This window comes from Nitrospira sp. CMX1 (assembly GCF_054902215.1).
This window is the reverse complement of record NZ_JBUBKD010000076.1, coordinates 1-12,670: the sequence shown is the minus strand read 5'-3', so window position 1 is coordinate 12,670 and position 12,670 is coordinate 1. Positions and strand designations below refer to the sequence as shown.

Here is a 12,670-nt window from a genome sequence, read left to right as displayed (position 1 = left end):
CCGTAGCTCAGTCGGATAGAGCATCAGCCTTCTAAGCAGGCAAAGGGGGATTGGCCAAGTCATTGACGACAGGGCCAATCCCCTTGTCATTAGCGGATATACGCAATTTATTAGATCGTTTCTCTTTGTCTTTCTTTGTCTGAAATCAGGGCCATTTGTCCGAATTTCTAACACTGTAATAACACTTGATTGGGCAGGCGACCCTAATGGAAGCGATACGTGTGCAATTGGGAGGCATGACAACCCGGAGCAGGCTTCTACCTGCTGAAACCGCGTATTCATCCCTGAACGTGATATCCAAGTCTGCGGGAGTTTCAGGGGTAAGAGCGCGGAGCCGAGAGGCGGCTCATGCGAAGTATGAAACAACAGAAACCACGATGTTAGGCCGTGGTTGCAGGCAACTTACGATGTGACCATGTCGAGATCATTTGTGCCTCATACGCCAAGTTAGCGGTCGGGCCCTCGACGGATGTACATCCCAAGAACTTGAGGCCCAGCGCTGTCTCTTATGCCAAACGAGGAGTTCAAAAACCCCCGGCGCATCGGCATCTCTGTGAAGTATTGCCATTGATCCAGGGTGATAGGAAAATCAGATGGGGGCAGAGACAAACGGGTGAAAAGAGGCTCAGGATGAGGAACTGTTGCCATCGCGCAGTTTATAGCCAAGCGAGTGAACAGAGATAATCACGGACGTAAGGAGTGGAATTTTCTTTTTGATCCGCCGTACATGGACATCCACTGTCCGAATCGTCCCATAGTATTCATATCCCCATACGGCATTCAATAGCATCTCTCGTGTTCGTACGTAGCCTGGATGTTTGAGAAAATATTCCAGTAATCCAAATTCCTTGAGAGTCAGTTCGATTTCATGGCCATTGACATAAACCTCACGCCGAGAGGCATCCAAGACGAGTGGGCCATAGACGTACCGTGAATGCTCAAATGCATGTCGTTCACGCTTCGCGCGCCGCCCTGCCGTATCGCTACTTGGCCTAGCATTATGGGTCTCATGACGTTCTTCCAAGCGCTGCCCTTCAGAAGGAGTGTCCTTCCGAATGTCTGATGCGGCGAATAATACCGGGAGCCAGTAGAGACGGGCCCCAGCGGGCAAAGAAGACATTGGTACCGGGGCTCCTTGCCCTGGCGATGACTGTAATGGCCAGGTTTGATCAGAAGCACTAGTCTTGGCGGGGAGTGGCATGATTTGAATGCCCGCGAGATTACCCTGCTTCTTGCCTACTTCCGGCAGCGCCCGTCTGTGGATGGACAGCATTTTATGTTTTGCTCCCGCATGCCGTTCTTGTTTCACAGGTCAGACTCCAGCGAATCGGATGCGACTATCCTCGCATCCCACTGATATAAGCTGCGGTCAGTGGATCAAGGGGTTCTCCAAATATTTGCTTGGCGGTTCCTGCTTCAATGAGACGTCCTGTCCCGTTCTGAATCCAAAAGAAGGCGGTGTAGTCCGCAATGCGCCGGGCTTGGGCCAGGTTGTGGGTGACGATCAGAACGGTGTAACGGCCACGCAGGTCGACGATGAGATCCTCAACAAGGCCGCTGGAAAGCGGATCAAGGGCGCTGCAGGGCTCATCCATGAGCAGCATTTCCGGGGAAAGCGCCAAGGCTCTGGCAAGACAGAGGCGTTGTTGTTGGCCGCCGGACAAGGCCAACGCGGGCGAGTCCAGCCGATCCTTGACCTCATCCCAGAGTCCCACATCCCGGAGGACCGTCTCGATCGTCTGCGCAACCTGTATTCGATCATGCCGCCCGTGCTCCCGCAGAGGAAACTCGATGTTTTTTCGGATCGATAGTGGGAAGGGGTTCGGTTTTTGAAAGATCATGCCGATGCGGCGGCGAAGCTGGATGACATTAGTGCTAGGCGCCAACACATCGAGGTTATCGATCATGATTCGTCCTGAAACATGACATCCGGCGATCAGATCGGTGAGGCGGTTGAGGCAGGTGAGAAAGCTGGTCTTCCCGCATCCGGACGGTCCCACCAGAGCTGTGATGCAGCCTAGGTTGATCGGGAGGGACACGTCGTGAAAGGCGGGGGTTTCATGATAACGCAAGCTAAGCTGTTCGACCTCGATGAACGGCTTGGGGACACAACAGGCTGGTCGCTCATCCAGCGGAAACCACGGCTGTGTCTGAGACGCGGACGGCCTCATATTGTGAGGATCCTCCGACGGAGCCGGTGTTCAGCCAGCCACGCAGCCGTTCCATTGATCGCGAGAAGCAAGACGACCAAAACCAGCGCCGAGGCATAGGCGTGAGCGTCGCCTCCGGAAACGTTCATCGAGAGATCAAAAATGTGAATGGACAGCGCGCGTCCGGAATCAAGCAGCGACTCCGGCATGCGATCCACATAGCCGCTCGTGAAGATCAGGGCAGCCGTCTCGGCAATTGCTCTGCCTATGCCCAGGACAAGACCAACCAAGAGCCCTGGTACTGCTGCCGGCAGCAAGAGGTGCACGAGGGTTGTGGTTCGCGACAGGCCGAGCGCTGCCGCGGAAAGTCGGTAATAAGCCGGCACCGCGCGAAACCCTTCCTCGGTTGAGCGAATCAAAATCGGCAGCACCATGCAGGCCAAGGTCAGTCCGCCTGAGAGGATTGAAAAGCCCAAGCCCAGCGTTTTGCAAAAGAATGCATTGCCGAATAGGCCGAAGACGATCGACGGCACACCGGCGAGGACATCAAGACTGCGACGGGTCAGCCGCCCGAACAGACCGGAGTCCGACGTAAATTCAGCGAGGAGGACGGCGGTGCCGATGCCGATGGGCAAGGATACGGCAAGACAAACTCCCAAAATCAAGGCTGTCGAAACCAGGATGGGCCCGATGCCACCTTGGCGTCCCGCGTTCTCCGGGGGGGCGGTGAGAAACGTCCAGGAAATATGGCTCAATCCATGCCAGATGATATCTCCCAGGAGCCAGCAAAAGGTGGCGGTCACAAGAACCGCAGCTCCCCAGACAGACGCGAAAGCGAGCCACTCGCAAGAACTCTGTCGTGGTTTTGCAGCCTCAACCATAAATTCTCCCTCGACTGATCCATTCCGCGGCGATGGTCAGCGCCACAATCATACCCATTAAGACAAGTCCGCTGACGAACAATGCCGCCCGATGATCCCCGAGCGCATAGGCCATTTCGAGGGCAATATTGGCCGTCAACGTTCGGATGGGATCGAAGAGGCTGGAAGGAGTTTGGACCACGTTCCCACAGACCATCAAAATCGCCATCGTTTCTCCGATGGCTCGACCGGTCTCCAGGATCACCCCGGTGAACAATCCTGATTTGGCCGCTGGAAACGCAACGCCTCGGATTGTCGCCCATCGCGGGAGCCCTAAGGCTGCTGCCCCACGTAGGTATTGTTGAGGGACGTTGGCAAGACTCGCATCGGCCATCAAGGCGATAGTCGGCAGGATCATGATCGTGAGGATCAGGATGCCCGCTAACAGGCTGGGACCTGGAGGCTGGATCTCTCCAATGAGCGGGACCAGCACGACGAGTCCCCAGAATCCGTAGACGACGGACGGAATGCCTGCGAGCAACTCGATCAGGCGTCGATAGGGCCGGGCAACCATCGTTGGTGCATAGTAATGGCAGAAGACGGCGGAGAAAATGCCTATGGGTGTGGCGATCAGCACAGAACCGGCCATGGCGAACAGCGTTCCCCACAACATTGGGGTGAGGTTGTAAAAACCCTCTGCTGGATGCCAGGAAGGGTCGGTAAAGAATCGTTGCAGCCCGACGTGATGGAGAACAGGAAGTGCCTCCATAATCAGAAAGGCGACGATGAGCAGGACGATGGTGCCAGCGATGGCCGCGACACCGCGCAACAGCCAGCACAAGATCTCGTCAATCGCCCAGTGGGACGAAGTATTGCTGCTTAATGATGTCATGAACCGCCTTGGACTGCGCGAAGTCGATAAAGGCTTTGGCCAATCCGGCCGGGGGAGTCCGGGTGATAATGTGTAACGGACGGGAAAGGGGGAACGTTCCATTCTGCACCGTCTCAGTGGAAGCGGCGACTTCTCCAACCGGGAGGAGCTGAATCGGGACTCCTTGTGATTCGTCGTATTCAGCCGTCCCGATGGAGACGTACCCGATGGCGTTGCGATTGCCGGCGACGGTTTTGACCCCCTGCTCGTTGTCGCCGATCACCACCTGCGCTTTCACGTCCGTATTCTTCAGCTTAAAGTAGTGGAGGAACAGTTCCAATGTGGACCGACCCTCGGCTTTGTTCACGACGGTGATGGGAGCATCTTTCCCACCCACGTCCTTCCAATTCGTGATCTTGCCCGTGTAGATCGCGATCACTTGCTCGTCGGTGAGGGTCTGGACCGGATTGTCCTTGTGGACAATGAGGCCAACCCCGTCGCGGGCGACGGGAAAAAAATGCAGGTCCTTCTCCTCAGCTTTCATCCCCCGTGAGACCATGCCGAGGTCGGCTAGACCCTGGCGCGCGTCGGCGACTCCACGCGATGAGCCACCTGTCTGCACATCGACTCGCACCTTGGGGTAGAGCCGCTCGAAGCGCTTGCCGATCTCGGCGATCAATGGAGCCACAGTGCTGGAGCCCGTAATCACCAGTTTGCCCGACAGTTGATCTGTCGTGGTTATCTGGGATGACGCTAATCCCGGAGTTCCTAAGAAGACCACAACACATGACGCGGCGAGAAAGCCGGATATGTTCTGCCGAAATAAACCGATATATCGATGCATCGAGATGTCTCCATACCTTAGTCGTGGATACTTCTTTAAGTGACCGATCCGCCGCAGGACGAGCCGGCGCCGGCCGTGCACCCATAGCAGTGGTTGCCCATCACAATTCTGCGTGTGCTGAGGCGGGTGGGATCAAAGTCGCGAATATGGCGCGGCATTCCTTCCTTGACCGGCAGCGTAAGCATCTGATTGAAGTCGCAATCGTACAGGGTGCCGTCCCACCCCACGGAAATCATCGATCGGCACATGACACCTGCCGCAGCGGCAGGGTTGAAGGCACTGACCAGACGTTCCATATAGGCGTTGTAGTTCCCACTCTCGGTCAGGAACTCGAGAAATCGGCTGATCGGCATGTTGGTGATGGTATAGAGATGGTTGAAGTCGATGCCATACCGTGTCCGGAGCTCTTTCCGAAATTGGGCTTCGATCGCCTCTTGCTTCGGCGGGAGAAACGCGCCGACCGGATTGTACACGAGGTTCAGGGCGAGGCCGCTCTCCGGTCGCCCGTACCCGAGTCGGTTCAAACGCGCGAGGGCTTCGATGGATTTCTCAAAGATGCCGTCTCCGCGCTGTGCATCAGTCTGACTGGCGCGATAGGCCGGAAGTGAGGCGATGATTTCGACGTGGTGGGCAGCCAGAAATTCAGCAAGATCCGCTTGGGAGGGAAGTAGCAAGACGGAGAGGTTGCACCGATCGATCACATGACGACCGAGGGTACGGGCCCGTTCGACCAGCCGGCGAAAGTTCGGATTGAGTTCCGGTGCCCCGCCCGTAATATCGATGGTGGGAATGTCGGTCTTCGCCAACGCCGCGAGACAGAGATCGGCTATCTCATCCGACATGATTTCAGTACGATCCGGTCCCGCATCGACGTGACAATGTCGGCAGGTTTGGTTGCAGAGTTTGCCGACGTTGATCTGAAGGATGGTGATCCCCGTGGCATGGAGCGGGAATAAGCCGGCCTGATCGAGACGTCGTTCGAATGGAGGACACCCGACTGTATCCATAAGAACTTTGAGTTGTTCATCGGAGGAGGCAAGAGGATTCTGTCGTCCGAGTAAAGTCAGCGGCATGGTTGTGTCTCCGTGAGCACGCGAGAAGCACCTCGAAAATCCACCATCACGTCAGCAGGTGTGTCCTACGCTTAACATGGCTGAACACCGGATCCGGGAATCGCAGCTCGCAACATCCGAAGTTGAGCGCCCGTCCTTGCCGATTGGCGAGCAGGTGTTGAACCCTTGGCGCAATGCGATAGCACACCTGCTGGCCATCCCGAATTCCTTCAACTAATCCGGCATCTCGAAGAATCCGAAGATGATGGGAGATGTGCGGTTGCGGACAGTGTAAGTGCCGCACGAGGTCCGTCACGCATTTCTCCTCAACCAGTAACAACTCCAGGATACGCAACCGCGTGTGGTCCGCCAGGGCCTTGAGCGTCAGGGCGCATTGGTCCACGGTAAGCCTGGTTCGAGTGGCAGCGGGCTTCCTCAACAGCAGCCTCCAGCCGGTGAACACGTCACCTCGCCGCCATTCACCCGTTCGCCGGCGCGGTTGATGATCACGAAATGTGGAGCGTACTCTTCAGTTGTCAACACTGTGAGAGTCTTAGAGCACACCTCCAGAGGTTTTCCCCGTCGATAGACGTGATGATCGTCATCGGCCACTTCGAGAAACGGTCCTGCGAGGAGGGCGAAGTCTCCTTTCCACATGCAAGGGGCTTGTGTGGGCGACACCGCCCTCCAGCGCGCATCCGATCGCTCGAACAAGATTGGTTCATGGGACAGCACAAAATTTTGGACAAAAGGCGGCTGACTCAGCAACAACGCCGTCTCGGGCCCGATTGGTTGCGAGACCCCTCGCTGGTAACTGATGCCACATTCATCCATCACACGGCTGAAAGGTCCTCGAAGTGTCGCGTAGCGAGCGGTCGGGGCCGTGAGAGGCGTCGCGAGCTTATAGCCGGTCAGCGTCACGGAGAAGAAATGAATTCCGTCGATGACCTGCCAGGGAGAGGACGTGGCGAGATGGATACCGAGAAACCCGGCTTCACCCATACCGGCAACGTAGTCTGCGAGCGTCAAGGCGCCGGAGAGACAATCACCCCATCTCTGAGCATCGTGCACTAGGTATTGCGGGACCTGCTGGTCTGACACAATGTCGGAAATGGTAAAACGCCCACCTGGTTTGGTGACACGGAACATCTCCCGAAAGACCTTGCGCTTATCGGGTGCCAGGTTAATGACGCAATTGGAGATGATCAGATCGATCAAGTTGTCGGCCACCGGCATTGCATCCGCCAGGCCTTTTCGAAACTCCACATTGGAGGAGGCATAGCCCAGATTCGCTGCGACGATCGGCGCATTACGACGCGCGATTTCCAACATCGTGTCGGTCATGTCGAGGCCGATCACGTGTCCAGATGGGCCAACCAGTCGTGAGGCCTCGAAGCAGTCGATTCCTCCACCGGAACCAATATCAAGGACCGTCTCGCCGGAACGGACGGTCTTTAAACCGGCTGGCGTGCCGCACCCATAGGAAATCTTGAGCACCTCGTCCGGGATAAATGATTTCAGGTCTGCGAGGTCGTAACTCGTCGGACAACACATCTGCTCGCCTGTCGCGGCAGCCCGCGCGTACCGGTCACTGACTTTCTGGGTGATTTCGTCGATCGGCATAGTCTCCTCTGGTGACACTGTTTTTCGTGAAAGATCCGTTCTTTTATATCGCTCCTACGTCTATCTAGATAAGTGCATAAGTCAATATACAGGGAAAGGCATATCACTTCTGTGAGCTGGCTTACAGTCACACCACCGCCAGAGACTGGCCCGTGCAGGCGGTTGAGGAAAGTCTCACATTGAAGAGATCCTTAGAGTTAGGAAGAGGATGAACAGACTACAGCCTACTTGACTCGGTACTATGGTACAGGGTGTATCTTCATCTATGAGGTGAACATGTCGACCATACTCACAATTGGACAGCTCGCAAAAGATGCTGGGGTGAATATCGAAACGATTCGCTACTACGAACGACGCCACATACTCGGCCCCACATCTCGGCTGCCATCCGGCTACAGACTCTACAACCATGAGGCGCAGCGACGTCTCCGCTTCATTAAAAATGCCCAGGCGTTGGGTTTTACACTTCATGAGATCGAGGAACTCCTCGATCTTCGTGTCAGATCGACGGCCCGCTGTGGGGATGTCCAAAAAAAAGCGGAGGCCAAGTTGAAACATGTAGAAGCCAAAGTTCGGAATCTGCAATCCCTTGCAACGGCGCTGCGGAGCTTAGTCCGCGCCTGCCAGACTAGGCGGCTAACAGCGCACTGTCCGATTCTGGCGAGTCTGGAAGATGGGAAAAGAGAGGCTCACAAGAATCGAGCAAGCGGAATGAGTGAGGGCCACCATTGACGAGAGGCGGAACGACAACAATTGTTGGTGGGCTCGTGGCCGCCTTCTTCGCCTCGATCTGCTGCATCGGGCCGGTGGTGTTTGCCGCCCTCGGTGTTGGTATTGGGGCGACAGGATTTCTGGCCGGCACGGCCGGATTTCTGAAGGCACTCTTGCCCTATCGGCCGGTCTTCATCGGTCTGACGATGCTTTTGCTGGGCCTCAGCTTTTATCAGGCCTACCGGCAGCCGAAGTCCGTGTGCGTGCTGGGGGAAGTGTGCACTCCGGGAGCGATGAGCCGGGAAAATCGGACCGTGCTGTGGGCGTTGGCAGTCCTCGCGCTGGTGCTGATCTTGGCCCCGTATTGGTTGGGGCTGTGAGATTTTGGAAAGGCAAAGGGGAGGTGAATAAGTATGTGGCGTCAGTTTGGATTGGTTGTGCTGATCAGCGCCATGACCGTGGGCGTGGCTGTTCATTCCGGTCTTGCGGCTGAGAACCAGGGGGTTCAGACGGTGACTTTGCAGATCGACGGCATGACGTGCGGGGCTTGCGTCAAGGACGTGAAGGCAGCGCTCGCCAAGGTCACGGGCGTCAGTACGGTCGAGTTCAGGGTGGAAAAGAAATGGATCTTTTTCTCCGATTATTCTGACGCGCGCGCCTCGGTGACGTTCGATGCAAACATAGTGGGTACGGAGGCGCTGGTCAAGGCTGTCGAAGCCGCGAGTAGCCCGCTGTCGATGTACAAGGCGCGGGTGCTCGCAAAATAGGCGAGAGGCAAGAGGTATGGGGAGAGGGAGAAGGGAGACAGCATCATGGATCAAACAACCAATGTTGAAACCGGACTATTTGCCGAACTGAGAAAGTTGAGCCCGAAAGTCACGGGCGGTCTTCTGCGTATGCGGCAGGAAGCCTATCGAGATGCAACCGTGGCTGCCAAGTATAAACTGCTCACGGCCATGGCGATCTCTATTGCGATCCGATGTGAGCCCTGTATCCGAGCCTATGTCAAGATGGCGTGCGACAAAGGCATCACACAGGAGGAATTGATCGAGTTCCTCGAAGTCGCCATGACGATGCAGGGTTGTCCTGGAGAGGAATGGGCTCTCAAGGCTTATGCGGCGTACAAGGAATGTATCAGCAGGGATAAGCCGGCCACTGAAGCAACCTGCTGCACTCACTGAGAGCTGCATGCGAGAGGTCGAGCTAATCATTCGATTGTGGGAGGACACCAGATGCCCCAGACTACCGATTACGACCTGATGACCATCGGCGGCGGGTCGGCAGCCTTTGCTGCGGCGATCAAGGCGGCGGAGCTCGGGGCCAGGGTGGCCATCGTGGAAAAAGGGACGATCGGCGGAACTTGCGTCAACATCGGCTGCGTGCCGTCGAAAACCCTGATCAAAGCCGCGGAACTCTGCTATCACGCGGCTTACCCGCAATTTGAAGGACTCATGGCCTGTCCCCCACCCTCAGACTGGCAGCGCGTGGTCCAGCAAAAGGATGAGCTGGTCGCGGCCTTACGCCAGGGGAAATATGTCGATGTCGCCGCCGTGTACCCGAATATCACGATCGTCCGTGGTGAAGCTCAACTCTTGGGCGGACGCCGGGTACGTGTCAACGGCACCGTCTCTGAGCCGGGCAAGATCCTGGTCGCGACCGGCTCTTCGCCTTGGGCACCGCCGATACCCGGGCTTCAGGACGCCGGGTTTCTCGACAGCGAACAAGCACTCAGTTTGGACGCTCTCCCTGCCTCGATGATCATCGTCGGAGGTGGCAGCATCGGCCTAGAGTTTGCGCAGCTCTTTACACGGTTCGGTGTCCGCGTGATGGTACTGGAAACAGGGCCGCACGTGGCGAGAGCAGAGGAGCCTGAGATCGGCCAGGCGCTCGTTCGTTATCTCGAAGATGAAAAGGTTCGGATCTGCACAAACGTCAGAATCACTCGCGTCGAGCGCCGAGATGGGGAATACCTCGTGCACACTGAGGAAAATGGGAAGCCGGAGATTTGCAGGGCGGAGCGCCTGCTGGTCGCTACCGGCCGGCGTCCGAACAGCGGCGGATTAGGATTGGACCAGGCTGGGGTGAAGTTGGGAAACAAAGGCGAGATCGTGGTAAGCGAGCGCCTGCAGACCACCAATCCGGACATCTATGCGGCCGGCGACTGCATCGGCGATCCCATGTATGTATATGTGGCCGCGTATGCGGGTGGACTGGCGGCCGAAAATGCGCTCACCGGCGTGGGCAAGGTCTATGATCTCAGAGCTTTACCTTATGTCACCTTCACCGATCCGCAGATCGCCAGCGTTGGGCTGACGGAAGAGAAAGCCAAACAACAGGGGGGGTGTGTGCGAACCGCCGTCCTCCCGCTCGACCATGTTCCGCGTGCTTTGGCGGCACGGAACAACAAGGGTCTTATCAAACTGGTGGCCGAAGAAGAGACGGACCGGTTGCTCGGCGCACATGTGCTCGCGGCGGAGGCCGGCGAAGTGATCCAGGAGGCGACGCTTGCCATTCGGTTCGGGCTAAGCGTGCAGGATCTCGCCGACACATTTCATCCTTATCTGACAATGGTCGAGGGACTGAAACTGGCCGCGCTGACCTTCAAGAAGGATGTGAGCAAGCTGTCCTGTTGCGCCGGGTAGCGGAATTGGATTGTGAGGAAAACCTCGGCAGGGAGGTGTGAGATGACGGACTGTGGATGGATGCCCATGATGGGCGCGGGGCTGCTATTTATGGTGCTGTTCTGGGTGTTGGTGGTCTCCGGCGTCGTCTACCTCGTCAGATGGCTGATGGGCCAGGGGATCGCTGATCGGCCAGAATCGAGCCTGGATATCCTCAAGAAACGGTATGCTCGCGGTGAGATCAGCAAACAAGAGTTCGAGGATATGCGACGGGACTTGCAAGCGTAGGCATATCTTTTCCGGTGCAGCGTGGAAACAATCTATCTCTCAATAAGGAGGTCGCACGCAATGTGGCACACAGTCAGCAGTGTAATGGTCCTTGCCGTCATCACTTTGCTCGCACCCAACTTTGCTCAGGCGCAGCAAGCTGAGCCGGCCCGCATCCTGATCCACATGAAGACCTCGCTGGCCGAGGACGATGCGCAGATTTGCGCGGTGCCGAATGTCGCCTGGGCGGCTGTAAAGGCCGGTCACAAAGTCACGATCCTGGTGGACGCCAGTGCCGTGACGTCGGTCACGAAGGGCTTCGGCTGGTTCAGAGGGTTGATCGGATCAGGCTCAACCGCGCTCGATCGTGCCGGGCTTCCTGAACGGGAGCGCCAGAGCCTCTCGGAGCAGATGGGCGTGCCGCTTGACCAGATCCCACACTACTACGGCGAGTATTTCGACTTTCTGAAGAACAAGCTCGGGGTCGAGATTTACGGCAACCGGACCATGATGCTGCTCTACAACGTCGATCCAGCGCGAGTGGCCGCTTCAGTCACCCCGATTCCACTGGCCAAGATGGTAGATCTGTTTGCGTCGGCCGATCGAGTGATTGTGTATTAATCATGCCGTTGACGGGTAACATAGACGAGGGATAGACTGACGCTATGCGGATACGTTTCCATCGCTCGCAATCTTTTCTCGCCGTAACCATTGTGGTGTTCCTGCTGGCGTTCAGTTTCAATGCCTACGCCTGTCTCCTACCATTGTCGGGAACCACCGATGCCTCGATGGGGAACGGCTGCTCAACCCCAGATGAGCAATCGGCTCGGCAACTGTGTGATGCCTTCAAAACTCTGGGGGTAGAGTCCTCCCCACAGTCGTCTTTATTGTACATGGACCATCATTGGTCGGCAGACCATATTCTACCGGCGCTTCCAACTGTGAGCCGTCAACTCCAACGTATCTTCCACCCCTATCACTCTCTCGAATCGAGTTCTCCTCCACATCAGTCTCTCGCAAGCACAGTGCTTCGTATCTGATCTCTCCGGCCCTTCCTTATACCGTTTCATCATGGCGTTATCTGCCCTGCTCTGAGCCTGAGCTCATCCCGTCGTTTTTTCTGTAGCGGGACGAGACTCTGAGATCCGTGACAGACGTGGGCAGGAAAGCTCTTGGGGAGGGATCCTCACATGACTCTTTCAATTCGGGTTTTGTTGCTGGCCATAACAGTCCTGAGCACGATCTTCGCCACAGGCGCACGCTATGTCGCCCATGCAGTCGAGCAGACGGCACAACTGTCCTTGGTGTTACCGGATCTGATCCCAGAAGCCTTGGCCAGAAATCCAGAACTTGTGGCGGCGCGCAAGCAATGGGAAGCTGCCACGAATCGGATTGCCCAGGCCCGATCATTGGACGACCCCACCCTGTCCGTGCACTTGTGGAATTTCCCGCAGACTTTCAACGTCGCGCGGGCGGACAACAGCATCTTCGGCCTCTCACAGAATTTCCCGTTCCCCGGCAAACTGGCTCTGAAGGGCGACATAGCGAGTCGGTCAGCCGAGATGACCGAACAGGCGCTGCGCGCGAAGGAGCGGGAACTGGTGGCCCGTCTCAAGCAGGCCTACTACGATCTGTTTCTCGCGCACAAGACCATCCAGATTCATTATGAAC

At 56.8% G+C, this 12,670-nt stretch carries 16 protein-coding genes; 8 read left to right on the top strand and 8 right to left on the bottom strand.

Translation table 11 applies throughout. From position 1 onward, the window contains the following. Window positions 1-625: 625 nt before the first annotated feature. Genes ACYX34_RS19370 through ACYX34_RS19335 form a run of 8 tightly spaced genes read right to left on the bottom strand, consistent with a single transcriptional unit; the run spans window position 626 to window position 7,400 of the window. Complete coding sequence (locus ACYX34_RS19370; protein ID WP_462078221.1) at window positions 626-1,309, bottom strand: winged helix-turn-helix domain-containing protein; 684 nt, start codon at window positions 1,307-1,309, stop codon at window positions 626-628. A gap of 28 nt (window positions 1,310-1,337) precedes the next feature. Beyond that, window positions 1,338-2,171, bottom strand: a complete 834-nt coding sequence (locus tag ACYX34_RS19365) for a phosphate ABC transporter ATP-binding protein (RefSeq protein WP_462078220.1) — start codon at window positions 2,169-2,171, stop codon at window positions 1,338-1,340. Continuing rightward, complete coding sequence (gene pstA, locus ACYX34_RS19360) at window positions 2,168-3,031, bottom strand: phosphate ABC transporter permease PstA (RefSeq protein ID WP_462078219.1); 864 nt, start codon at window positions 3,029-3,031, stop codon at window positions 2,168-2,170. The genes ACYX34_RS19365 and pstA overlap by 4 nt, the downstream gene beginning before the upstream one ends. Next, complete coding sequence (gene pstC / locus ACYX34_RS19355; RefSeq protein ID WP_462078218.1) at window positions 3,024-3,902, bottom strand: phosphate ABC transporter permease subunit PstC; 879 nt, start codon at window positions 3,900-3,902, stop codon at window positions 3,024-3,026. Before pstC ends, pstA begins: the two co-directional genes overlap by 8 nt. Next, window positions 3,859-4,725 (bottom strand): phosphate ABC transporter substrate-binding protein, encoded by an 867-nt coding sequence (locus ACYX34_RS19350; RefSeq protein ID WP_462078217.1) that lies wholly within the window; start codon window positions 4,723-4,725, stop codon window positions 3,859-3,861. The genes pstC and ACYX34_RS19350 overlap by 44 nt, the downstream gene beginning before the upstream one ends. 35 nt (window positions 4,726-4,760) lie before the next feature. Continuing rightward, window positions 4,761-5,798 (bottom strand): arsenosugar biosynthesis radical SAM (seleno)protein ArsS, encoded by a 1,038-nt coding sequence (arsS, locus tag ACYX34_RS19345; protein ID WP_462078216.1) that lies wholly within the window; start codon window positions 5,796-5,798, stop codon window positions 4,761-4,763. Window positions 5,799-5,844: 46 nt separating this feature from the next. Continuing rightward, complete coding sequence (locus tag ACYX34_RS19340) at window positions 5,845-6,216, bottom strand: ArsR/SmtB family transcription factor (RefSeq protein ID WP_462078215.1); 372 nt, start codon at window positions 6,214-6,216, stop codon at window positions 5,845-5,847. Then, window positions 6,213-7,400 carry a methyltransferase domain-containing protein gene (locus ACYX34_RS19335; RefSeq protein ID WP_462078214.1) on the bottom strand — a complete coding sequence of 396 codons (1,188 nt, stop codon included), beginning with the start codon at window positions 7,398-7,400 and terminating at the stop codon, window positions 6,213-6,215. Before ACYX34_RS19335 ends, ACYX34_RS19340 begins: the two co-directional genes overlap by 4 nt. 276 nt (window positions 7,401-7,676) lie before the next feature. On the opposite strand from ACYX34_RS19335, the gene ACYX34_RS19330 reads away from it, so the two are divergent. The 8 genes from ACYX34_RS19330 to ACYX34_RS19295 all read left to right on the top strand — a co-directional run. Further along, window positions 7,677-8,132, top strand: coding sequence for a heavy metal-responsive transcriptional regulator (locus tag ACYX34_RS19330; RefSeq protein ID WP_462078213.1), 456 nt, complete (start codon window positions 7,677-7,679; stop codon window positions 8,130-8,132). Beyond that, a complete protein-coding gene (locus ACYX34_RS19325; protein WP_462078212.1) occupies window positions 8,129-8,491 on the top strand; it encodes a mercuric transporter MerT family protein in 363 nt (120 codons plus the stop codon). The genes ACYX34_RS19330 and ACYX34_RS19325 overlap by 4 nt, the downstream gene beginning before the upstream one ends. 33 nt (window positions 8,492-8,524) lie before the next feature. Then, a complete protein-coding gene (locus ACYX34_RS19320; protein ID WP_462078211.1) occupies window positions 8,525-8,878 on the top strand; it encodes a heavy-metal-associated domain-containing protein in 354 nt (117 codons plus the stop codon). Between the two features lie 45 nt (window positions 8,879-8,923). Beyond that, the gene (locus tag ACYX34_RS19315) at window positions 8,924-9,292 is read left to right on the top strand and encodes a carboxymuconolactone decarboxylase family protein (protein ID WP_462078210.1); all 369 of its coding nucleotides are present in this window, start codon (window positions 8,924-8,926) and stop codon (window positions 9,290-9,292) included. 51 nt (window positions 9,293-9,343) lie between these two features. Continuing rightward, window positions 9,344-10,753, top strand: coding sequence for a mercury(II) reductase (merA, locus tag ACYX34_RS19310; protein ID WP_462078209.1), 1,410 nt, complete (start codon window positions 9,344-9,346; stop codon window positions 10,751-10,753). A gap of 42 nt (window positions 10,754-10,795) precedes the next feature. Continuing rightward, window positions 10,796-11,020 (top strand): SHOCT domain-containing protein, encoded by a 225-nt coding sequence (locus tag ACYX34_RS19305; protein WP_462078208.1) that lies wholly within the window; start codon window positions 10,796-10,798, stop codon window positions 11,018-11,020. 60 nt (window positions 11,021-11,080) lie between these two features. Further along, the gene (locus ACYX34_RS19300; protein WP_462078207.1) at window positions 11,081-11,620 is read left to right on the top strand and encodes a hypothetical protein; all 540 of its coding nucleotides are present in this window, start codon (window positions 11,081-11,083) and stop codon (window positions 11,618-11,620) included. 569 nt (window positions 11,621-12,189) lie between these two features. Further along, window positions 12,190-12,670 (top strand): TolC family protein (locus ACYX34_RS19295; RefSeq protein ID WP_462078206.1); only part of this gene is annotated, 481 nt, incomplete at its 3' end.